The sequence below is a fragment of the Bacillus sp. FSL W8-0519 genome (genome assembly GCF_038005585.1).
Classification (GTDB): Bacteria; Bacillota; Bacilli; order Bacillales; family Bacillaceae_G; genus Bacillus_A; species Bacillus_A paranthracis.
In genome coordinates this window covers 308,252-332,223 of the sequence record NZ_JBBOTL010000002.1, presented here as the reverse complement: position 1 = coordinate 332,223, position 23,972 = coordinate 308,252, and the positions used below count along the sequence as shown (strand labels likewise).

General features: G+C 36.0%; 20 protein-coding genes and 3 pseudogenes. 5 read left to right on the top strand and 18 right to left on the bottom strand.

The window, feature by feature from the left end; translation table 11 throughout:
• The first annotated feature begins 59 nt into the window (after window positions 1-59).
• The gene (locus NST14_RS29675) at window positions 60-1,496 is read left to right on the top strand and encodes an IS4 family transposase (protein ID WP_001053964.1); all 1,437 of its coding nucleotides are present in this window, start codon (window positions 60-62) and stop codon (window positions 1,494-1,496) included.
• Window positions 1,497-1,747: 251 nt separating this feature from the next.
• On the opposite strand, the pseudogene NST14_RS29670 reads toward NST14_RS29675, so the two are convergent.
• A pseudogene (locus tag NST14_RS29670) lies at window positions 1,748-2,386 on the bottom strand (T7SS effector LXG polymorphic toxin); the annotation flags it as partial.
• 609 nt (window positions 2,387-2,995) lie between these two features.
• On the opposite strand from NST14_RS29670, the gene NST14_RS29665 reads away from it, so the two are divergent.
• The 3 genes from NST14_RS29665 (at window position 2,996) to NST14_RS29655 (ending at window position 5,417) form a co-directional block, all read left to right on the top strand.
• On the top strand, window positions 2,996-3,478 hold the full coding sequence (locus tag NST14_RS29665; RefSeq protein ID WP_000758632.1) for a thioredoxin family protein: 483 nt from the start codon (window positions 2,996-2,998) through the stop codon (window positions 3,476-3,478).
• Window positions 3,479-3,517: 39 nt separating this feature from the next.
• Window positions 3,518-4,663, top strand: coding sequence for a DUF418 domain-containing protein (locus tag NST14_RS29660; protein ID WP_048520091.1), 1,146 nt, complete (start codon window positions 3,518-3,520; stop codon window positions 4,661-4,663).
• A gap of 229 nt (window positions 4,664-4,892) precedes the next feature.
• The gene (locus NST14_RS29655) at window positions 4,893-5,417 is read left to right on the top strand and encodes a GNAT family N-acetyltransferase (protein ID WP_048520092.1); all 525 of its coding nucleotides are present in this window, start codon (window positions 4,893-4,895) and stop codon (window positions 5,415-5,417) included.
• 112 nt (window positions 5,418-5,529) lie between these two features.
• Here the strand turns inward: NST14_RS29655 and NST14_RS29650 are convergent, their stop codons facing one another.
• The 15 genes and pseudogenes from NST14_RS29650 to NST14_RS29580 all read right to left on the bottom strand — a co-directional run bounded on the left by NST14_RS29650 (window position 5,530) and on the right by NST14_RS29580 (window position 21,955).
• On the bottom strand, window positions 5,530-6,213 hold the full coding sequence (locus NST14_RS29650) for a CPBP family intramembrane glutamic endopeptidase (protein ID WP_048520093.1): 684 nt from the start codon (window positions 6,211-6,213) through the stop codon (window positions 5,530-5,532).
• 122 nt (window positions 6,214-6,335) lie between these two features.
• Window positions 6,336-6,758 (bottom strand): hypothetical protein, encoded by a 423-nt coding sequence (locus tag NST14_RS29645; protein ID WP_048520094.1) that lies wholly within the window; start codon window positions 6,756-6,758, stop codon window positions 6,336-6,338.
• Window positions 6,755-7,270 (bottom strand): hypothetical protein, encoded by a 516-nt coding sequence (locus NST14_RS29640; protein ID WP_048548632.1) that lies wholly within the window; start codon window positions 7,268-7,270, stop codon window positions 6,755-6,757. The genes NST14_RS29645 and NST14_RS29640 overlap by 4 nt, the downstream gene beginning before the upstream one ends.
• 43 nt (window positions 7,271-7,313) lie before the next feature.
• Window positions 7,314-7,679, bottom strand: a complete 366-nt coding sequence (locus NST14_RS29635) for a hypothetical protein (RefSeq protein ID WP_048520096.1) — start codon at window positions 7,677-7,679, stop codon at window positions 7,314-7,316.
• 74 nt (window positions 7,680-7,753) lie between these two features.
• Window positions 7,754-8,059 carry a DUF2325 domain-containing protein gene (locus tag NST14_RS29630; RefSeq protein ID WP_073541001.1) on the bottom strand — a complete coding sequence of 102 codons (306 nt, stop codon included), beginning with the start codon at window positions 8,057-8,059 and terminating at the stop codon, window positions 7,754-7,756.
• Window positions 8,050-8,433, bottom strand: coding sequence for a hypothetical protein (locus tag NST14_RS29625; protein WP_048520098.1), 384 nt, complete (start codon window positions 8,431-8,433; stop codon window positions 8,050-8,052). Before NST14_RS29625 ends, NST14_RS29630 begins: the two co-directional genes overlap by 10 nt.
• 161 nt (window positions 8,434-8,594) lie before the next feature.
• Window positions 8,595-9,170 (bottom strand): hypothetical protein, encoded by a 576-nt coding sequence (locus NST14_RS29620; protein ID WP_341119489.1) that lies wholly within the window; start codon window positions 9,168-9,170, stop codon window positions 8,595-8,597.
• Window positions 9,171-9,186: 16 nt separating this feature from the next.
• Window positions 9,187-11,391 carry a lysozyme family protein gene (locus NST14_RS29615; RefSeq protein ID WP_048520099.1) on the bottom strand — a complete coding sequence of 735 codons (2,205 nt, stop codon included), beginning with the start codon at window positions 11,389-11,391 and terminating at the stop codon, window positions 9,187-9,189.
• On the bottom strand, window positions 11,388-15,392 hold the full coding sequence (locus NST14_RS29610; RefSeq protein WP_048520100.1) for a hypothetical protein: 4,005 nt from the start codon (window positions 15,390-15,392) through the stop codon (window positions 11,388-11,390). The genes NST14_RS29615 and NST14_RS29610 overlap by 4 nt, the downstream gene beginning before the upstream one ends.
• Window positions 15,393-15,422: 30 nt before the next feature.
• Window positions 15,423-16,565: pseudogene (locus NST14_RS29605) on the bottom strand (VirB4 family type IV secretion system protein); the annotation flags it as partial.
• A 116-nt stretch (window positions 16,566-16,681) separates the two neighbouring features.
• Window positions 16,682-18,514, bottom strand: coding sequence for a group II intron reverse transcriptase/maturase (gene ltrA, locus NST14_RS29600; protein ID WP_000914978.1), 1,833 nt, complete (start codon window positions 18,512-18,514; stop codon window positions 16,682-16,684).
• 733 nt (window positions 18,515-19,247) lie between these two features.
• Window positions 19,248-20,201: pseudogene (locus tag NST14_RS29595) on the bottom strand (hypothetical protein); the annotation flags it as partial.
• A 2-nt stretch (window positions 20,202-20,203) separates the two neighbouring features.
• A complete protein-coding gene (locus tag NST14_RS29590; protein WP_000892008.1) occupies window positions 20,204-21,118 on the bottom strand; it encodes a hypothetical protein in 915 nt (304 codons plus the stop codon).
• Complete coding sequence (locus NST14_RS29585) at window positions 21,119-21,469, bottom strand: PrgI family protein (protein ID WP_001233532.1); 351 nt, start codon at window positions 21,467-21,469, stop codon at window positions 21,119-21,121.
• Window positions 21,470-21,535: 66 nt separating this feature from the next.
• Window positions 21,536-21,955: a hypothetical protein gene (locus tag NST14_RS29580; protein WP_001996082.1), complete on the bottom strand. Its 420-nt coding sequence runs from the start codon at window positions 21,953-21,955 to the stop codon at window positions 21,536-21,538.
• 346 nt (window positions 21,956-22,301) lie between these two features.
• On the opposite strand from NST14_RS29580, the gene NST14_RS29575 reads away from it, so the two are divergent.
• Window positions 22,302-22,571: a hypothetical protein gene (locus NST14_RS29575; protein ID WP_048519936.1), complete on the top strand. Its 270-nt coding sequence runs from the start codon at window positions 22,302-22,304 to the stop codon at window positions 22,569-22,571.
• A gap of 85 nt (window positions 22,572-22,656) precedes the next feature.
• On the opposite strand, the gene NST14_RS29570 is transcribed toward NST14_RS29575, so the two are convergent.
• A complete protein-coding gene (locus NST14_RS29570) occupies window positions 22,657-23,568 on the bottom strand; it encodes an Rpn family recombination-promoting nuclease/putative transposase (protein WP_048519935.1) in 912 nt (303 codons plus the stop codon).
• Window positions 23,569-23,675: 107 nt separating this feature from the next.
• A complete protein-coding gene (locus NST14_RS29565; RefSeq protein WP_172452034.1) occupies window positions 23,676-23,828 on the bottom strand; it encodes a hypothetical protein in 153 nt (50 codons plus the stop codon).
• Between the last annotated feature and the right edge of the window lie 144 nt (window positions 23,829-23,972).

The window sequence follows — 23,972 nt, the reverse complement described above, 5'->3', positions numbered from 1 at the left end:
CCAAGTGACAAAAAACGTTATTCTTTCTAAAAAGCTAGCTAGAAAGGGTGACATTTTTTATGAATCTTTCGATTCAAGATGAATTACAACTATTTTCTGAAGAACTGTATCGTCATTTAACCCCTTCTCTTTTGGAAGAACTCGCAAAAGAATTAGGTTTTGTAAAAAGAAAACGAAAGTTTTCTGGAAATGAATTAGCTACCATATGTATTTGGGTAAGTCAACGTACAGCGAGTGACTCGCTTGTTCGACTATGCAGTCAATTACATGCGGCCACAGGCACTCTTATGAGTCCAGAAGGACTCAATAAACGCTTTGATAAAAAAGCGGTTGAATTTTTGAAATATATTTTTTCGGCATTATGGAAAAGTAAAATCTGTGAAACATCGGCCATTTCAAGCGCGGCGCTCACGTATTTTCAACGAATTCGTATTTTAGATGCGACGATTTTCCAAGTACCAAAACATTTAGCCCATGTATATCCTGGATCAGGTGGTTGTGCACAAACAGCGGGTATCAAGATTCAATTAGAATATGACTTACATAGCGGACAGTTTCTAAACTTTCAGATAGGTCCAGGAAAAAATAATGATAAGACCTTTGGAACAGAATGCTTAGACACATTACGTCCAAGCGATTTATGTATCCGTGATTTAGGTTATTTTTCATTAGAAGACTTAGATCAAATGGATCAACGAGGTGCTTATTATATATCCAGATTAAAATTAAACCATACCGTGTATGTAAAAAATCCGTTTCCAGAATACTTTCGAAACGGAACCGTAAAAAAGCAATCACAGTATATCCAAGTTGATTTAGAACATATTATGAACAATTTAAAACCCGGTCAAACATACGAAATAAAAGAAGCTTACATTGGAAAGAATCAAAAACTATTCACACGTGTAATTATCTATCGTTTAACAGACAAACAGATACAGGAACGTAGAAAAAAACAAAGTTACACTGAAAGTAAAAAGGGTATTACATTTTCAGAAAAGAGTAAACGATTAACGGGTATCAACATATATGTCTCAAATACGCCTGAAGGAGTTGTTCCGATGGAACAAATACATGACTTTTACTCCCTTCGCTGGCAAATAGAAATTATTTTTAAAACGTGGAAATCCTTATTTCAAATTCATCATTGGCAAACTATCAAAAAAGAGCGATTAGAATGTCATGTGTATGGAAGACTTATTGCCATCTTTATCTGTTCTTCTACGATGTTTAAGATGCGTAAACTTCTTTTGCAAAAGAACAAAAGAGAATTAAGTGAATATAAAGCCATTGGGATGATTCAAGATCATGTATCGCTGTTATATCAAGCGATACAGAGAAACACCCAAAATCTAACAAAGATTTTAATCCGTTTGTTCGACCTCCTACAGAAGAATGGACGGAAATCTCATCGATATGAGAAGAAAACTATCTTTGATATTATGGGTGTTGTCTATGAGTATAATGGGTTTGGAAAACAAAAGAAAGCTGCATAATTTTTAAAATGAAACTCGTTAGAGTTTATTTGGTATGTGTACTTTTCAATACCAAAAGTACATTACGTGTTTTTTAGTTTGTTTGAACGAAAGTTCATTTTGTTTTCGTTCTTAAGTTGATGGGCATGTGACGTGACCCCACTTATTTCACCTGTAATATCTCTGGCTAATTTATTACCATCAAATTCTTTTTTTCCTGATGCTAATGAAGTTTCATTGTTTATTGTTTCTTCTTGATTTAAATCGCTATACACAATTTTATCAGATTCACGCGCTTTTTCCTCTGTGATTTTTTGAATTGATGCAGTCCAATTCATATTTAAATCTTGTATACTGAATGTTCCACTCGCAGGACTAAAACCTTTCCCACTTTGAACTTCTGCAAGACCTTGAGCAATACTCGTAGCTAATTGAAGCGCTGTATCATAATTACTACTAGAAACATAATTAAATTCATATAAATACTCTAGTTTTTCTTGAAGCTTTTGTTTCATCGTATCATAAATTCCCACCATAACTTGCATTCCTGGAAGGGTACTACTAGTTCCTTCAATATCTGCTTTCATTCGGTCAATTTCTCGAATTTGTTCTCGTATTTCTTGTTCAATGACATCTGTTGTAGCGACTTGTGATTGAAAATCGTTCGGAAAGGAATTATTCTGTCGAATTAATTCTTCACACAAATAAATAATGCCTTGAGCTAAAGGACGAAATGTCTGTGCAAAGAATGTCTTCCCTGTATCATAAGTTTTCCCTTGCAAAATAGTATCGCCCACAAAAGCATCAATTGAATTAATAACTTGTTCCATACCTTGAATAGTGGCTACACAAAAAGCATTCATACTTTCTGTTTGAGCTTGTACTTCTCCCAAATACATGTTTAAACCCATGTACTCCCCCCTTAATAAGTAAATGATACCAACTAAAGGATAAAATTGTAAACTATGATTTTATTGATTTTATTGATTTTTTTGATAATTTTAACTATAAAATCCTTAATATTATTTCGCCGCCGTGTATCCTACAATTAATTTCGCAACCCATTTTTAAAACAATCGTAACACAAAGTCAATTACACTCTACCAAAAGGTACACCTTTAGATATAGTATATTCTATGCAGCTTAAACTACTTCAAAAGGTATCAAAATGTACTTAAGACACACTTCATAAGTACACACACTTTTTGAGATGTGTTTGTTGAATGATTTTATGCTTATTGGATATCCCTATCAGTTGGATACAGCACAGAGAATCCCCTTGTTGTGATGTTTGTTATTTTTAAGATGTAATCTGGTACATGAAATTTTACAATTAAGTTGTTCCTTTGTTTTTCTTTTAAAATTCTTATAGCATTCTATATAAATCTTATGGTATTATATAGATAGAAAATTTGTTTCCATTGTTTATACTCTATTGTACGTAGCGTGAAGGACAAACCTTACGCCCTGTTAACTCGGGCGAGGTTTGTCCTTTTTTTTACTTTAAGGAGGAATTTACTATGAAAAAAGTCTACAAAATTGGAGCAGTTATCACAACTTTATGCGTTGCATGTATCGCGATCTTTACTTTAACTAAGAATGAATCAGTCAAAACAGAAACTATAACACCAGAAAAAACAATTGTATCTGCTGCAGATGTAAAAGGATCACCTGAGAATATAAAAGATATTTCAAAAGAAGAATTAAAGCAAAAAATACAATCCCATGAAGAGTTCATTGCGTATTACTATCAACCTACCTGTCATTTTTGTAAAAAAGCTGCACCAGATATCAATCGTATGTCAAAAAAGCATGATAGAACCATTTATCGTATTGATATCTCTACACCAGAAAATCAAAGTGCCTTTCAAGAGTTCGACATTCCAGGTACTCCAGTTGTTGTAGCTTATAACAGAGGTGAAGAAGTTGAACGTTTAGAAGGAGCTGTTTCAGCTGCTACCTATGATGGATTCTTTGCAAGACGTAATTCGAGCGCTAGCTAGTATAGTGCTCGTTTTTCTTTGTAAGAAAGGAGAATTAACATGCAACAAAACGCCCGTATTCATTCTTTAGACATAATAAGAGGTATCGCCACACTATGTATCCTATTTGCGAATCTACCCACTATGACGGGACTAGATCCCTTTAATCAGGCAGGTTACACCGGTACAGATAAAACGATTCGTTTTTTAGTAGATTTGTTTATACAAGCAAAGTTCTACACTATTTTCGCATTCTTATTTGGAGTAGGATTTTATATCTTTATGAAAAATACAGAAATAAAAGGATATCATATGTATAAGCTATTTACCCGGAGACTATGTATTTTACTAGTCTTCGGTTTACTCCACTTCACCTTTCTATGGTATGGAGATATTCTACATGCGTATGCTATAGCTGGATTTATTCTATTGTTCTTTTATAAGCGATCTACTAAGCTTATTTTTATAACTGGTTGTAGTTTCCTAACGGTTAGTTATGTATTACATATTATTGTATTTTTACGAGCAAGTTCTTCTATTACTGAAGTACCAAATTACTATCAATATATGTTTACAGGTAACACTACCAATCACACTGTAAATCTATTTATACATTATTCTCATCAAGTAAAAGCACGTCTTTTCTTTCTAATGACTCAGGAATTCCAGCAACTACTCATAGGAATTCCGGAATATATAGGCTTATTTTTAATCGGGTTATGGGCTGGTAAGAAAAATATTTTTAAAAGGGTACCGGAATTAATAAAGAAAATTAGATTTTTACAGTGGAGTTCGTTATGTATCTCATGCCTTCTCTCTTGTCCTATTATCTACTACTTTATAAAAACAGATGTCTATTACTCTCAGGATGTACAACTATGGATTCTATTTGGAGGGAAAATGCTAGCTATATTCTATATTTGTACTCTACTGAGAGTTTGTGAGAATAAAAAATATATAGAATGCCTGCACCCCTTTATGAACGTTGGCCAGTATGCTTTAACGAATTACATCACTCAAAGCATACTTACGCTTGTGATTCTTTCGTGGTGCTTTAAAGATGTCTCACACTTATATTACTGGCAACTATGTATCTTTGGGCTTTTAATTATTTTTGTACAAATACTATTCAGCAAGATTTGGAGTAAATATTTCCGCTATGGTCCTATTGAGTGGATATGGAGAAAAGGAATTTATAAGAAATAGACTATTTTTTACCAGCTACATGCAATTAACTGAAAAAAATGTTAAAATATTATATGAAAGATTAAAGATATATTTGTGGTTGTAAAATGGTGTTATTAAAATTAAAGTGGTTCAAGTCAGAGAAAGGCACCTTTTGGTGCTTTTTCTCTGACTTGAACCTATATTCCATAGAAATCCACTTAACATAATATAAGGTAATATTAATTTAATTATAAAGATAGGTGATAATATGTTTAGTATTAACAATAACCCTCGAAAAAGTAAAATACGAAAAGTTAAATTACAAGTACCTGGTGATGTGAAATATGAACTTCACACTACTTATAACTTGTTATTAAAGGAGGGATATCAGGTTTTATCTGTAATCAATATTAAAAATGGTGGTATCATTGTGTACCGTCATTTATATGAAGATACCAATTTATACGAAGAAAATTCTATTGTATTAAAAATTCGATTAATTACAAATAAAGGAACGGTTTTCCCTGAGCCATATCTGTACGCACATTATATATCGGCAAGAACCACTATAGACCTTGCTGATATATTTATTGAAGAACCAATACGTAACTTGGGGTTAGGAAGCATATTAATGAAACATTTACTACAAATAGCAGTAGAATCTCAGGTAGACAAAGTAACTGGTCTTATGGTTAGTGATGATAGTCAACATAAAGCCAAACAAATTAATTTTTATATGAAACATGGATTCGAGATATCTGGTAATCGTCTTTTATGGAAGCAAAGCGCATAAAAATCAAAAATATTAAATTCACAAAAAGAGGATGCTATACCTTTTATTGAGTATAGTATCCTCTTTTAAAACATCCTATTTCAATGTCATGTGTGCAAGCACCACATTTTTATCAAGAAATCTGAAGTATGACAACAATTAAGTTCATACTAGCATGAACAACAAATGATATTAGTAACCTATTGGTACGCACATATACTACAGCAAGTACAAGTCCAATTAAAAAATAACCAAATATAAACGGAAAATCAAAATGCATAATAGAAAAGAACAATGAGCTTATTATTATGCTCCAAGTTTGCTTAAACTTAGACATTAAAATGTTTATGGCCGCATAACGAAAAACAAACTCTTCTACTAACGGTGCAAGAAGAACAATTGAAATAAGTGCCACAGGAGATATTGCTGCTGCAGCGACTGTATTAGACGTATTTGCTGATTGCGTAGTTAGCTGAAATACACTCTTATCTAATACACTACCAACCATCTGCGCAAGAAATACGAATATGATCCCAACTAAAATCCATATGAATGATTTTCTTGATAATTTAATCGATAACTTTGGATCACTTATTAATTCTTTACTATATATAAGAAAAAAGATTATCAGCGTAAGTGAAAACCCAATTAGTTCCCAATGCACAAGAAGTTTTTGGATTGCTTGCTGTTGGTTTCCCTGAATATCATACCAACCTGTCTTTGCTAGCAATAGTACACCTATTATCCCTACAAATTGTGTCATAACAAAATAAATCAAAATGACGAAACCCGATTTATATTTAATACCACTACTCATATTCTTAATTCCATCCTCCACTTTCTTTATCTTTTCGATACCACTCATTACAGCAACAATAAGCACAAAATGCTAGATAACTAGCATTTCAGCTACTAATCGCTCCCACATAATTATTCTGCTTAGTTTTCTAACAAACTAATTCGTTGTAAAAACTTAACTGCAAAGTACCCTCTAAACTCTTCTAGAAAAACCACTTGCGTGCCACTCTCTGCTGTAAACTGATCTGTCCTACAAGTCCATACTTTTCCGTCATAACGCTTTGCCTCTAAGCAAGTGTGCATTACTACCTTGTCGCCTACCTTTAATCCGTCCATCACACCAAATACCGTTTGATATGCTTCTTTATATCTACGTTTTATGAAATCAACTTGCTTCTTTGTTCTAACATTTGCAAAACGTCCCTTCATATAATCCGAGCAAACGTGATCTATATCTTCTGGAGGACCGGTAAAGTAAGTAGAGCATTGCTTACCTCCACTTGTTGTATAAGTCATTTCCACTCCACCACGTTCATCTTTTATCATTTCAAGTGTTGGCTTCATGCTTGCACCTCTTTTAATTCCACCTTCCATTTCTCTTGAAATCTCACAAATGTTTCATTTGAAAATCGAACAGCTGCACTTGGATATTTGTACTGAAAAAAACCGTCGTCAAATTGTATCTTTGTTTTGTCGTACCAATATTGAAATGCTACTTCATTTGAGTAATCTTCCAAATCTACCTGTAATTCCTCAATAAGCTTCCATTCTGTCCTTGCATCATCTTCTGTAAAGCGCCCTTCTCTGCGATCATATAGCAAATTCTTTTTGATATAAGTAATGGTTCCTTCAATATCAACCACATCTTCTTTTGCAATTTTGCAAAGTATCTGATCCGGTCTTCGGCTAATTAAGTATTCTTCTATACTTTTGTTTCTTCCTAATGAAAACCAATGAGAAAAGTTACCGAAGTCTGTAACAGCTGTAAAAACTCCGGATTGATCGTATAAAAATACCCCCCATCCTTCTCCATCTACTGACGGAACTGTATAACGATATGCGGCTGTTTGTGTCATTCTCATTTCTCCTTTTTTGTATGTAAATAAAGACTTTGTACAGTTATTTTGTTCGCCAATTTTTGTAGGATAACGCTCCTTTGTAATACGTAAAATCAACTCTAGGCAAAAGAATCCCCAGTTCCCTTCCGCCTTGATGAATACCAAACCAAATACCTTCATTTTCCCATGTATCCCGTCCTAATCGAATTTCTTTAAAGCTACTTACATACGGGTACAAAAATCTTTCTAAATAGGATTCATACGTATTTTGAAACATTGGAAAATATGCAGATACATCGGACATAGGGTCTTTATATTTTTCCTTATAATATTCGTAAAACTTCTCTCCCTCTATATCTAAAAAGAATTGAAATTCAATGCTTTCTTTCCCTTCTGGTGGAAATAATACATATATATCTTTAAACACTAGCTTCCTCCGTCCTCTTTATAAATGTTATATATTGATTTAACAATTATAATTCCATAGATATGTATCAAACCTCATGCAACCTTCAAATGCTTTAATCCCATTTCAAGCGCACCAGTTCCACCAAATCCTTGATTAAATAAAAGGGGGACATCATACTTCTTTGCGTACTCTTTTGCTACATCAATAGATACATGGCCACATGCACCTTTTTGAATGACAATAACATCACATTTTTTTATAACACTTCGAAAGGTTTTCTTTACGCCTCCGTGATTTTTCCCATCATGGAAAATAACCTGGCAATCTCTTTTTTTGGCCAACTTCTCTAACGTTCTTCCATTTGATCCACCTAAAACTAGAATTGTACTCATTCCCATTCACTCTCCTTATCTTTCTTCTTTATGTACGTACTTGGTGATGTTAATAACACAAGTGTACAAGCTACAATATTCATTAATACGAAACAAATTAATAATAATATAACGAAAATTGGTGACAACAAGATGAGAATAAAGCCACTTACTACCAAGCATATAAAAATAAAGCCATTGCTCATGTCTTCGTAACCATCTAGTCCTTGTACAATATTCAAACTATGCATCCATACTGTGATACTATCCCAATTTTCTATTAACAGATAGCCACCACCCAACAGAAAAGCCCAGCCAAGCAACGTTCCTAATAATCCAGAATTTCGTCCTATATAATACCCCGAAACAAAATTCGCAGCAGTACCAATTAACATTCTCATTTGTATTCCTCCATATCCATTTCATTTAGCGTTATATACAAATTTCTTTTAACCATGGTTTTATTATATCAGAAAATTATGAATATTCAATAAATAATTTTAGGTACTCTTTATTTTTTTATAAAAGGGTTGTGTTTTTCTCCACAACCCTCACTTTCTTCTTAATCCACAGGTACTTCTTCTTGTCCATGTGGAATTTGTTCAATTGGTGTTACAATTTGAGCATATTTGTTTACCTGCACTTTAAATTGTCGTGGTTCTAAGAAGTTTACCTGTTGAATTAAAACTTCAATATGAAACGTATCTACTTTTTTCCCACGATCAATTTTGGTAATACGCGCATTGTAAAACTTATCTCCATTTAGAAAATACCTTTGAACAGCTTCTGCAGCCAGCATACGCTCATTACTTGTCATCTTCATTGGTTCAATACCAAATCCAGCCTTTGTAAACAAATACGGAACATCATAACTACTATTAGAAATTTTTCGTAGTAAATCCTCTACAGTTTTTGTCTTTGCGATATATTCCTCTTCCTTTGTATCAAATCCCTTTGGCTTATCTCCAAGCATCTCGATTTCATCTTGATTGACTTGCTCTTCCTCTTGTACTTGAGATTTCATCATGTAACGATGAATCGTATTATAAGTAGCAACGCCTACTACCAACACAATAATCCCCAATATAACTAAGTACTTACGAGGCAGATTCGCTAACACATTCATGACTTTCTTCATTTCTTCACATCCCATATCAGTCTATAACATTACGAATTTGCGTCATATGTTGACCTCTTGCCGTATAGTTTAGACCTGTAATTTGTACACCTTTATTATCACCAATATGAATCATTCTTTGATTCCCCATATAAATTGCAACGTGCCCTGGGTTTTCATAGAAAATAAGATCCCCTGGTTGTGCATGATTGATATCTGGTACTGGTTTACCTTGTCCGACTTGAGCACCTGTCCAATCTCCAAGTTGTACACCTATGCTTGTTCTAAAGACATACTGCGTAAATCCTGAACAATCTGAAGAGCCACCTGGTGGATTACGGTCTCCTAATACATATCTGACTTTTCCTTGCCCTAGCCATTTTTTCGCTTCTTCCAGTACCTTTTGTCGTTTAGCATTTGTCATGGTAGGAGAACCACCAGATGATAACCCTGGATCATCATTTTTCTTAAAGAACTTCATTGGATCCATCGGTTGATCGTTTATACGAATTTGGAAATCTAAATGGACAGCGTATCCAAGCATGTTCAGAACACCACCAACATAGTTAGAACCACCCATTTCCCCGATAATTTGTCCTTTTGTTACCATAGTTCCTGGAGTAACTGAAATCTTACTCAAGTGTAAATAACGGGATACAATGCCATTTCCATGGTCAATATAGACACCTAGACCACCGTAGTTTACATATCCTGTTTGAGCTGTAACTATTCCTGCTTCCATCGACCATACAGGGTCTCCTGGTTTTCCAGCGGTCATGGCTCCAATATCTACAGCATTATGCGGTTTGTTATTATGAATTTCATCAAATGTACCTGTAATACGCCCTGATTTCGTTGGCCATTTCCAACCTTTATCAGAAATCCATTCTCCATCTCCATTTGCTACACAACCTAAATCCTTGTAATATTTTAAAACTTTGGAAACATATGTAAAATCCCCGTAACACGCATTTACCTTGGTTCGAAAGTTATTCGGATCGGAGCAACCACCTGGATTTAAATGATTCTTACTTCTTGAGAACTCAATAGCTGTTTCTTCTGAATAGCCACCCTTTGCTAAAGCGTAACTAATAAAACCTTCGCCAAAGTTGTATGACTGCAAAGCGAGTGCAATGTCACCATTGGCCTTTCCTAGTACATCTTTAAATTCCCGTACACCTGCTTCTATAGAAATATTGGGATCTTTAATACACCCTACACGAGCATTTCCCTTTACACCAATACAAGATGAGCTCATATCTCCATATTGCCCCTCTGAAGCCTGCATCGGGTCATTTCCTGCTCCACCTGATTCCTGCATCATTTGGGCAGCCAAAATACCAACATATTGAGCAACACCATGTTTTTCTGCCATTTCTTTAATTTTTGGAAGATATCCTGTAACTTTTGCATTAAGATTGACAGGCTCCCCGCCAGGGCTCACATTACCTACACACATACCACCAACAAAATTACTAGAAGGTGCTAGATGTCCATACATACCTTCTAACATCCCGGCTTCTAATATCTCACGCGCACGCTCTTTTTGACTTTTACTAAACTTTGCGAGTTCCATAGCTTTCTCTAGCCCATGAGAAGATGTTGTCACTTTTTTACTTCCACTCGCATTAATCTCATCTATTTTTTTCTTAAAATCTGTATCTCCTAATATCTTTTTTACATCTGGTCCGGAGTAACTTTCAGATTTTGTTTTTTGCATCTCCTTTTTCTTTTTTTCGCAAGGACCATTCGGTCCCGCCTCGCATACCTCTTTTTCCGTATATTCTTCATATTGGATATCCAAGAAATATGATATAGCATCATGCGGATCTTTACCAGTTAAATCATTATCATATCGTGCCATGTCAAAGGCGACGACCTCTTTCCAATCCACATTCAAAGCCATTGAGACTTCCATATATTTTTTTACTTGTTCCTCTGTCTTATCTTCATCATCGGTAAAAGGTACAAAAGAGACTAAAATCACACACACAGCAATAATTACTCCCATTACCAAAGCGGCAGGTACTCCAACCGCTGCTACAACAGCACCCACAATTTTTAATATACCTGCTTTTAGCATTTTGGCAGCAGCTTTCGCTGCCGCCCTTCCTGCTTTTCCTGCCAATTTTGCCATCTTCCCGCGTGCTTGCATCCCTTTTTTCTTAATAAAGTGGGAAGCTACATCTTTTAAAGGATTACTTTTTTTCTGTTCATTTGGATCGTTAGGATTTTGACTCATAGACTTATCACACCATATTTTCCATTTTGAGAATTTCTTCCTCTTCGCTGCGCTAAGCGAGGATTTGGCGCAAATGGAATCAGATTTTGCGGGTCATGTTCTGATAAATTCAGATGCGTCTCTGTACGAACAACTTCGTCCTGTGTATGTGTGACTAAAATTTCTTCTTTTGGCTTAATACTACTGTCTTTCACTTCACAAGCTCTTTCAATCCTTTGGTTTGCTTGTAAACGCGTATCTCCTTTTCCGAATGGCGAAATACGTGACACTGTACCGTCTGTTGTTGTCGCAACCATGTAACTACGATCTCTTTCTACCACCATTTGTACATTCTTATAACCACCTTGGTCTAAATCAGACATATAGAAGTGACCATTGTCTACCTTGTGATTGACCGTAAGTGGTGGTTCATTAAATACCGGTTTCTGTTGCAACGGTCTTTGATTTTGATTTCCTACTAATTGATTTGGATTTACATTGATCGAGCGATTGATATTGATTTTTCCACCACTTGAATCTTGTATATAGGCTGGAGATGCTTTCGCACCATTACGATACTGCGTTAATTGTCCATCTGAAATATTTAAGTCCTGATATACGACTTGTCCAGATCGTATACTGCTATCTCCACTACCATAACGAGATACAACTTGCGTCATACCACTAGCGTCTTTTGCTTCAATCCAAGATTTATTATTTGTCGTCACAAGACGTACGGCACCTTTTACAACCGATTGCGCGCCTGTATGATCTGTTGTTGTCGGTACCATCTGTTGAATTTCCTGAATCTCTTTTGCTTCTGTACGAACTGCACTGTTATACGGATTATGTTTACTTACCATACGTGCAGTTGCTTGATAAGCACCCGCACCACCAATCACACCTGCGGCGTAACTTAAGCCTTTTGTCACATTATAGTGACGCTCTGCTGCATTCCCACCTAATGATGTATTAACTGCAGCAGTAGTCCCACTTATTACTCTTTGTACTGCATTCCCTCCGGATTGTTGTACAGCACTCGCGGCACTAAAGTATGCATTTGATACCGTATCAATGCGATCCGCAAGCATAAGGTGTTTCGCACCTTCCATTACACTCATGCCAAGTTTTGTACTTTGCTGTGTCATACGTCCCACTGCGGAAGTTGGGATAGACATTTTACCAGCACTTTGTGCAATATTCGCTACACTTGTTGATGCATCTGCATAAGAGCGTTCAATTTCCGCAACGGAAAGATCTCCTGCACGTGCTATACTCGCTTGCGTTTGTGTCGCTGCATATACAGCTTTATTGATTGCGCCACCTGTCGCAACGCCATGTGAACGAACACCTTGAATCGCACTAGTAATTCCAGAACCTACTTGTTGGCTCACCGTTCCAAGACTTGCATGGCTTTGTAAACCTTTCGTTAATTGCGAAGCAAAGGCATCTTTATTAATATACGATTGATTATGTAGACTCTTACCACTCATATCTTTTGCCTGTACGGGCATCGCTCCCGCTTGTACTGCCGCTTGTTGTGCGACTGCTTTAAATTCATTTCCTTTTTCATTCAGGTGAGACTGCCAAGCTTGCTCTTTTTGTGGTTGAGACATAGTTGGAGACAACTTTTTCATAAAGCTTGCCTGTTGTTCTGCTGCATAGCCCTGTTTAAAGGATTCTGTAGAGGCTTGTACTAGGTTCCCAACATTACTTACTTGTTTTGCTTGCTGACTTCCATTTCCACTTGTCAAACCGTGTGTTTTCACACCATTAACTGCCTTCTGAATACCTGCCGAACTGGATATACCCATAGCATTTAAACCAGGATCTTTTTGTAACTGTTGTGATAAATGAGAAGCGAAAGCTTCTTTATTCGCATAGTTTGTACCGTCTTTTTGCTGTACAATACCAGCTGATTCCGCCGCTTGTTGTGCATAATTTTTGAAGCCTTGTACTTTTTGATCTAAATGCTTATTCCATGCTGCTTCTTTTTCTTGTTGCGGCATATCTGCAGGGAATTGTTTCATAAATCCAGCCTTATGGTCTGCACTATACGCTTTCTTAAATGCAGCAGTAGAAGCGCCGACAAGAGCACCGACTTGTCCCATATTTTGATGGCCACTTTCTAACGTTTCTCCTTTTACATCCTCGACTGCTTTTCCGACTTTTCCTAATGCAAGTCGAGAAGCAAACGCATCTTTATTCACATAGGACTTATCAAACAGATTATTTCCTTGTTTGTCCTTCGCATCAACTGGCATAGCTCCCGCTTTTGTTGCCGCCTGTTCTGCGTGATTTCTAAATCCTTGTACCTTTGTGTTCAGATGATCGTTCCAATGTTTCTCTTTCTCTTCTGCTGACATATTTTCTGGTAACTGACTCATAAACGTGTCTTTATGGTCTGCCTCATACCCCTTTTGGAATGCATTCGTTGCAGCCTTTACTAAATCTCTAGCATTTCCATATGGTGTAGCGGCTTTCTTCATATTTTGTAAATCTTGTTTCCGCTGATTTGAGAAACGAGACATTTGATCACTATTTGTTTTCGCTACTTTTTTAGCAATCTCTGCATCAGATGCACCAGGGAATGCTTGTTTTAAACGGCTTGCAACTGCAGAATCCGGATTATCTGCTTTCCAATTTTCAAAGTCTTTTGTAGCTAAATCCTGTGCGATATCTTCATCGGTTAGTTCCGGATAAGATTCGCCATTTAGATTTGAATACGTGTCCGCACCCTTTTTTACACTGAAACCAATATGTTTTCCTAAAGCCACAGCTCCTTCGCCGACTGCAGCAACACTTCTACCAGCCACTGCACCAGGAGCACTACCTAATGCACTTCCAACTTGCGATCCTGCTACCATCGCTCCCGGTCCAAGACCAGCTCCCGCTGCCATACCTGCAAGTCCTGTCGCTGCTTTACCAATTGAACTTCCAATTTGACCAGCTTTTAACATACGAGCTGCACGAGATGTTGTACCAACATCTGTCCCTAAATTCGCTCCTAATGCATCTTTCGGGTTATCCGCATCTTCTTTATTATCTTTCTCTCCATCTTTCTTTTCTTTCCCTTTATCTTTTGCGCTGCGGTAGTCATCACGAACACCTTTAACTAGCCCGGCCACACTTGCTAAAGCACCCATACCCATCATCGTACCTGCTCTATGAATACCAGCGGATGCATTGGTGCTAAGGCCAATAAAGCTTTTCACGATTTCACCAACTGGGATAAACATCGCAAGTAATATTAATTTTATAATAGGATTTTGCGCACCCCCAATAAGTGTAATAACTAACCATAGGGTAATTGCGTGAATCGCTTGAATTAATACTGCACCCATAAGTTCACGAATCCAATATAAAGTCTGTTGTTTCTTTTGTGGGAACATCCACATTCCTACCATTACAGGGCCTAGTAACATTAATACGTATAGTGTCACAGCACGCATTAAATAATAAAAGTTTGCCCATATCATTAATCCAGCTTCAATAAATAGTCCGAATATGATAAACATATAATCATTTTTATGGTCTTTCATTGAAAGTTCTGTAATCGTCTTATTATCTGCCAGTCCATTCTTTAATAGAGGTATTTGCTGATCTGGGTTAAAATTCCCTAACGCCTCTTTAAACTCTACTATAATCCAAGAATTTAGATCAAAAATAAAATTATAAAAGAAATCTAAATGCCAGAGGCAAATCGAGATAATCATTAAGTCTTTTGCATATTCAATTAATGCCGTGCGATTATTTGGATTCAGAGTCGTTGCTGAATATTTTGCTGCTGTAATTACTACACTGACGAGAACACAAAAAGCAACAAGTTTAAACATGACAGGCATACCGGTATCTAATACATTCGTAACTGCATTCTTTTCATATAAAAAATCTAGATTAGATTTATCTCCACCAAAGACTAGAACTGGAATAGTATCCATAAATCCATAAATAGGCGCTAGTAGGGCCTTTACCATATGGATAACAAGGCCTCCGACCCAATCTATTATTTTCTCAAGCATAATTTCACCTTCCTTTACAAAGGTACGCTACTATCCTGCGTACCCTTGTACTTTCTTCATATTGTTTAAAAGCTCTTGAAGTACCGCTTCATTCGATTCAATAAACATCATTTCTTTATCTGATGGATCTGTTTGAATCCAAACCGAACTATCTCCTACACGGAAGATTCCTTCTCCTTTTCCAGGGTTGTTTAGGATAATATCTAACTCCCCAGCAGTTAAGTTAAAGTTCTCTTGAATCTTTTTCTTATCAATCTTATTTTGTTCTAAGAAGAAATAAGAGAAAGTAGATTGCAAGATACCACGAGCTTTTACATTTTCTAAAATACGAACAAAGTCCTGACTTGCCCAACACATACCGGCATTTCTTTTACGTGAACGACGTGCTACTTTTTCTAAGAAGTTAACCGTTTGTTCATAATCGATAAACTGCCACATCTCATCCACATACAGTACTTTTCGTTTGATAGCGTGTTCTGGACTCTTAATCCAGTGCTCCCAAATATAGTTCAAGATAACGTGGAAAGCGATTGGTTTTAAGAATCCTTCTTCTAAATGACTAATATTAAAGTTAACAACACGTGATTCATTTAACTGTGTTTCTACACCACGACCAAAATGACTTTGCCCATCAAATAATGGTTTTGACCCATCACGTAAGAACGGACGAATCGCAGCGATTAACTCTTCTGCCTTCACATCGTCTCCATGATGTTCTACTATGACATCGTAGATTTCTTTTAACTCCGGCTCTGGCTTTCTTACTTGAGACTGAATTAATTGTCCATCCACCTTCTTCACTTCATCTGTATATAAAGAAGAAGGATGTGAAGTAATACCATGTTTATCAAACACTTCACGGATTGCATCTTCTAGCATCGTACGTTGGAATACATTTAATCCTGGTTGATCAAAGTCTTGCCCACGAATAATAATGTCAAAGAATCCTAGTATTTCATTGATTTTCTCTAAAATTGGTACAAATCTCACATACTTTACGCCATCACGTTCTACGAGTTCTTTCTTATCATATTGTTCAAGTGCTTCTAGTTCTTCATCTTTATCCGTAATCTGAAGCTCTGTTACAGCAATTGCACAAGGGTTAATAATGATATTACTTTCAGGTGAAATGTTTAGGTTAATACCACCTAAACGTTTTGTAATTTTTACAAACTATGATGATAGGTAAGGCTTTGATGTAATCTCCACCTTTTCCCCCACCTCACACCGTACGTGCTAGTTTCCTAGCATACGGCGTTCCATCGTTTCCAACTGACTTTAAAATCAAATTATGTTACTATCGGTTCATTTCCAGCTTTAGTTCTTAGCACATTCAGTTTATCCATTTGTTTCTTGTTAAGTTTAAAAGACCGAAGGTAATGTGTAATCTTATTAAGATTCGTCATGTGAATCAGTTTGTGTATAAACCAATCTACAATTACCAAGTTGTTGTACTTGTCATCCCCACCTTGTTTAATGGGAACAATGTGATGACAATGAACACGTTCAATACCAATTTCCTCACCAGTTACATAACACTTACCATATTGAGCAACGTATTTTGATATCCTATTATCGTTGTACTCAATACTTTTATTCTTCGAATAAGTCCTCATAACTTGGTTGAGAACATCCTTAGGTATTGCCTTAAGATTACTATGTACTTTATTACGCCCCGTTTCCGTATAGTTACAGATAACCTGCGAAAAATTCCACGGGTTTTTATGATGTATTCCTGTAACTGGTAAGAGTGGAGTGTTCTGTACAACGTAAATCTTAGTGTTAGGTTGTATTCCTTTGGTCTTCCTTTTAAAATTCACAGATGTTTCACAGAACTTCATGTGCTTCATATTGTTTCTAAGTCTGGTTCTTATGACTCTTCGCAGAGAGTAATTTACCTCCGTTAAATCCATGTAAATTGTAACCGCATATTTAAAGTAATTTTGTATACCAAGAAGGGTTGAATTAAATTGAGTAACTTTCTCTGAAGTGGGCTCCTTTTGAATTCCTTTGATTCGTTCTTTTAGTTGTCTTTTAGCTTTTGTAATAGCTTTGTCGGACATACTGGTTTTTGCAATATATCCAAATTTAGCTTTACCTTGTTTAACCACTTTGATTTTGAATCCAAGGAAAACTGACGAGTTTTTCTTGAGATTAACCACTTTGGACTTTTTGGGGTTAATTTCTAATCCCAAGCGGGATTTGAGAAAATCAACTGTCGCATGATAAAAGCGTTGTGCTTCATCATAAGTCCGACACATTATTTTGAAGTCATCCGCGTATCTCACTACATAACCACATTTTAGATTCGTGTACTTCCTAGCATATTGTCGAAACCCTAAATGCCGAGTAGAGATTCTGTGAGGTTTGTAGGTTTCCCATTGGCTACTTATCCACCAATCAAGTTCATTTAGAACAATGTTGGAAAGTAAAGGAGAAATAATTCCTCCTTGCGGAGTACCCTTATTGGGAATACCCTCTCCTTCTATCTCAGATTTAAGGATTTTTGAAATAACACATAGAAGTGATTTGTCTCTTATTCCCAGAGTCCACATTTGCCTTAATAGCTTTTTGTGGCATACATTATCAAAGAACCCCTTAATGTCAATATCAACACAGTAGTGTTGGTGACCTATGTTAATAAGACTTACAACTCTACTTAGTGCATGGTGTGTACTTCTGTTCGGTCTAAATCCATAACTATGGTTATGAAACTTAGCTTCACAAATAGGTTCCAATACTTGGAGGATAGATTGTTGTACTAATCTGTCCCAAATTGTTGGAATCCCCAGGGGTCGCTTCTTATCACTGCCCTCTTTTGGGATAAGGACTCTTTTAACTGCTTGTGGTTGATAGTTATTTAATCGTTTCCTAACTTCATGAATAATCTTTGTATCGTTTAGGTGCCAAATATCTTTAATGGTTAAATTGTCAACTCCAGCCGTGTTACTCCCCTTATTAGTTTTGATGTTGCGGTATGCCAATCTAATATTTTCTTCCGAACCGATAATATCAATTAATTTATAGAAATTGTTACCATTAAGGCTATTAGAATATAACTCATCATACTTTCTTTGCATGTCGTAATATTCACTGTGCCTTAGTTTAGTTTTCTTTAACATGGGCTGTAACCTCCCCTTATTTACTGGAGGTTTACATCTCTTTAGTCTTACTCGAAACCATGTCAACCATAAGTAACAGTCAGTTTTCAATCGACTAGTGGCTATCCCTCCACGTTCATTACACGTTTCATAGGTACTGTGCCACCACTTTCACTGTCATAAACCTAGGTTATACAATTTACAATTGTTTTCCCTAGAACCACTTCATCGGAAGCAAGCCCTCAGTGTTGACAGCTTACCACGTTCCGTCATTCCTATCTGTGCATATACCGTTAGGTTTCTCCTATGAGCCTGCTACCTTGATATTGCCTGTAACAATATATGGACTTTCATAAAGGCGAGTTTTACTCATCCACAGTAGCGACACTAATTGTGTCAGTAAGCCTTTCGACTTACTTCCGATATAGACCCGTACCATCAGAGATTCGTCCGCACATACCATACTCTATTGGTTCATAGTGCATACTAACCATAGGTAATTTATAGACTTCCGGTTTATAGGTTACACCACCCACCTCTGAGTGACTTTCGTATCCTATAGGATTACGGTAACTCTCAACCGACTTCACCGAGCTTCATACAGTTCAGTTCTTGCTAACTTCACTGCATGTCGGAGTATTAAAGGAAGCCCTTCAAGGCGTTACCCTATCATTTGACTTCTTGGAATGACAGTTCACTGTTGAACTGTAAGTTCGACAATGCCTAAGCTTTTCACTTAGGAACGTGTCGCACCTCCCTCTGGATCGATAATCATTGCATGTGTATCTGCAAGTGATGTTTCACGAGCGAGCTTCATTTTTAAAAGTAAACTTTTCCCGGAACCTGAAATTCCTGTCACACCAATGTTATAGTTTGGTGGACGATAATCTGCATTCCCGAATGAATTTAAAAATTCTACTTGGCCAGTAATTTTATTCTTTCCTATTGGTATACCACCGTTAAATCTTCCGGATCCTGACACAAAGGGTGCAAATGTACATAGAGCACGTCTATCGATGTTCCGATAAGTATCTTGCAGCGTATTTGGTGCCCCTAGTGGCATAGTAGCTTTCAAACCACTTTTCACACGGTTCCAAGTACTTGCTATCTTAAAATGAGATGCTTGCATTTCATCTTCAATATACTCACATAAAACGTCCAATTCTTTCTTTGATTCTGCGTAAGCAACACCCATTGTACTCACCATATACGAGTCGTTTTCATTGAACTGGATTTCATCCATTAAATTGTTTGTATCTTGAATTTTTGCATCTAAGTCTTTTTCTTGGTCAATGTTTCCTCGTGTACGTTGGAAAGAAAGATTCGAACGTAACATTGTCAGCTGCATATCTAATGATCGCATTGCCTTAGCTTTTGGCTCTTTATGAATATCAATCATGACATCCACTTCCCCGGCTGAAGTTAACATGTTCAGCCAATTCGTTTGCATCATACGTGGATATCCATCACGTGGAATATAAAACGGACGGAAGAACGTATTACTTCCTAAAGATTGTTTAATAACCCCATAATCTTCTGCATCAATTTTCATTCCTTCTGGGGCAATAACATCAAACACTGTTGTTTGATTGTCTAATTGCGTCGGTACTTCCTCTTCTTCCAACTCTTCCTCCTCTAGCTCCAATTCGTCCCTCTCTTCTGCTTCTATTTTTTTCTTTTCCTTTTTCTTTCTTCCGAACAACTTCATGTTTACGCCACCCCGTTATTTGATTTTTCTGCCTTTTCTTCTGCTAGCACTTTCTTCATTAACTCTAGTTTTCTTTCATTTGTTTCCCCTGTTGAATAGAGGGAGAAATTCTCATTTTCAATTAAGTCCTGGAAACGAGCTTTTACAGCTTTCCGACGGTTAAATGCTACATATAAAAGTTCTATTAATTTATCTTTCGTTAACATTTCTACATTAATTTTTGCTTTCGATAGTAGATTTCGAGAAGCATTATAACGGCGATATAATTCGTTAAACGCCTTATCCACAATCTTTTCTTCCAACTCTTCCTCTGTATCAGCAGTAATCGTACTAATATCAACCTTGTATGGATAAATTAAATAACGCTTTTGTTCATATCGAGGTTGCGAACGCTGCCAGTACTCTAAGTTATCGATAACTTCTTGGCCATATAGAACCGTCTCTGGTGTAAGGTCCTTCGCACCTTTCATCGTTTCTGTCATTTTGCGTACAGGATCTGTTAAATCCACAAACTTACTTTGAATATATACTTTCGTATTAAATTCTAATGTGGTTAACCATGATTCAATTTTGATATCAATTGCTTCTTGTTCCATATTGGAGAGTAAATAATAGTTAACTGGATGTGCTTCCGCAATCAGAACAAATGTATCATCATGATATCGAATCATATGATTATCGATTTCCTTAATGTCTTCTACAAAAGCACGAAAGAAGTCAACATTATCCTCATCAATTTCCGATTCAGCAGGCGTATTTTTTTTATTTTTCTTTCCAGCTTTTTCAGTAGTGTGTTTCTCTACTCCACCTTGCTTTTTCCCTTTTTTCTTAGAACCAAACAGCGGTTTTCCATTCATTTTCCGATAAAAGAAAAATCCCACAATGGCTATTGCTGCAAAATATATCATTTCTAACATTTATAAGTTCTCCTTTGCCCATGTAGTTGGCTCGTATCCTTTTCTCCACTTACCTTTTTCGGAACGGCTACGCATTTTAATAAGTAGATACTTATCTAGATACATGTGTTGTTTTTCTTTATATATAAACGCAAACGTTATAACACCTATTACCGTCGGTAGTGCTAAAATTAAGCAAATAAAAAACGCTACTACCGCATCAATAGGTGCAAATAGTCGCCATAAAAATGGTACATATAAATAAAGGGATGCTCCGCCACCTAATAGATAAATCAATTGGCGTTTGCTCAGCACACCTAATAGTGTTTTTTGTTCCGAAGTCATATCAACAGGAACGGTTACTTTTCTCATTTTGTTTCCTCCCTTGTATAAGAGAAGCTCTCCCCAAATAGAGGAGAGCTTGTACAAACTCTTATGTTAGATTGTCGTAACCCAAGCAGCGATATCGTAAGCTTTGATCATGACAAAGCCTCCAATTGCCGCGCAAGCTAAACCAATCATAGCTTGTGTACGGTTTTCAGGGTTCTTCCCTTGTGCTCCAGATAGTTTAATAGCTGCAAATACAACGCAAGCTGCTACCCAAATTCCCCCAAAACCAATTAAGGTTTTCACCAAAGTGTTCATGCTTTTTTGAACGGTTTCAGCATTACCGCCACCACCATTACCACCAAGCCCTTTCGAAAAACTATTTTTTGCCAGTAAGAAATCTCCTACTGATGTTGTCATAAGTTTTGCAGACAACCAATTCAACATAATTCCTGCACCTCCGGGTGTTTTTGCTCGCAAAACGCAAAAAGACCCCAATACACGCACACGCCCCCTAAGGACATGGCGCATATTGAGGTCTTCTCTTATATGCGAACTGATTAAATTTATATTTTATTGTAAAATCTTATTACGTTTATATTATAGCAATACGATTTTAAAAATACAACCCCTTATTTACACCTTTATTACTTTTTGTCTACTTTGTTTGGATCGTACCATACCATTTTTATTATATCGTATTCAAATTTGTAGCAAAAAAAATGTGTAGATTCAAACCAAGGCTAACCACAAAAAAATAAGTGCAGATATAATATTTTAAATTAAACTGTATTCTAGATAACTAGCTATATATTCAATTTTGTACGACATATCGTTTTTTCTTAATGTTAAAATGAAAGAAAAAGGAGACTTGTTCATGAGTGAATTAATCAGTGATGTATTGGTTGGGATCGTTATGTCGATTCCTTCAAAAAAGGAAAAAATGATTCGTAAAAACTTTAAGTTATTGAAAAAAGAAACGTGGTTTAAAGAGATTGAACAAAGATACGGTAGATTAATGGTATTTAACTATTCCATTAGAGAACTTGTTAAAAAAGAGGATCTTGAGGCAATCTTAAAGGATGTTAAGAAGACTAATGAATTTCGTTATGAATTAGAGGAAATCCTAAAGCAAGAAAAAATATAGTTATAATCACAAAATGGGCATCAATTAAAAATCAAAAATAGGTAATTGTTTGTAATCACAATTACCTATTTTTGATCATTTATATTTACTCTTTATGTTTTAAAATTTCATTAACCTCTTCCACACTTAATTCAGTGGCTTCCGCTACTTTCTCTATAGGTACACCGACATGAATTAAATTGTGAATTATCTCTATCTTAGTTGCAATTCTAGTCTCTTCTGTGGCTTTCTTGGTAGCTTTTTCTTCTGCCGTTTCTATTTCTGATATTCTATCTTTTATTGCTTTTTCTCTAGCCTCATATAAGCGTAAAAAATCCTTATCGCTACTTAAACGCTCCCAATCCTCTATTGCTTTTTTCAAAACTGGATCTTTTTCCATTGCTATCGCCTCCAGGATTGTTGTTAATTTCTCATCCTCATGCGCAGGGAATAATAATAACCAACGCGCTAAAGAATTTTCCCATGGATTCATTCGTTCTCCTCGCCATTCTTGAATCACTTTTGGAATTTCAAGAAAATGCAACTGCATATTTTCAGTAATAATGCGCTTCGATTTCTTGTTCATCACTGTATTAACATTATGAAACTCTTGCTCTTCTGGAAACAGAATGAAATCTACTATGTTAATGCAAATGGTTGGTCTTAATTCTGTGTACTTCATCCCTTGAGTCATTTGAGAATAATACATGCCAGCCCAGTAGAACAAAGAACGCTCTATCATATCTTTTTTGTCTCGAACTTGAATCTCTATATTTAATTTTATACCATTATTCAGAGTAGCTCGCAAATCTAAAATAGATAATTTATCATCCTTCTGCTCTCTTGGAAGATGCGGATCATCTAAGTGCAAAGATGTAATTTCTTCATCAATAGATGATTGTAGTACCGCATTAAGAAACCCTATTAATATATCTTCATTTCCTTCTACTCCAAACAGACGCTTAAAAGCATAATCAACTCGTAAATTTACTAGATTCTTTTTTACATAGACACTCATGTTCTTCCTCTACCTTTCTCGTTTTAAAATTGTATTTTAGGACATAAAAAAAGATAGAATTACAATTCTATCTTTTCCCCCTCTATTCATCTCACCATATATGGATACTAGTTATTTAACATATACGAAATATCCTCTTCACACATATTTGTCGCATTTGCAATTGTCGTGATAGAAACTCCTTCACTATAAAATCGTTGAATGAGTTCCATTCTTTCTTGTTCCCTAGCTTTTTTGTCTACGTCCATTAATTGTTGCATAATATCCATATCCTTCATACACACCTTTCTTTTATATAAAATCCCCTAGTTAAACTGTTACGTGTATTGTAAAAGAAATTTTTACACTAATACTGCTACTTTGTTGTAAAATGTACAACTTTCTTTTAAGTTCACAACGATTTT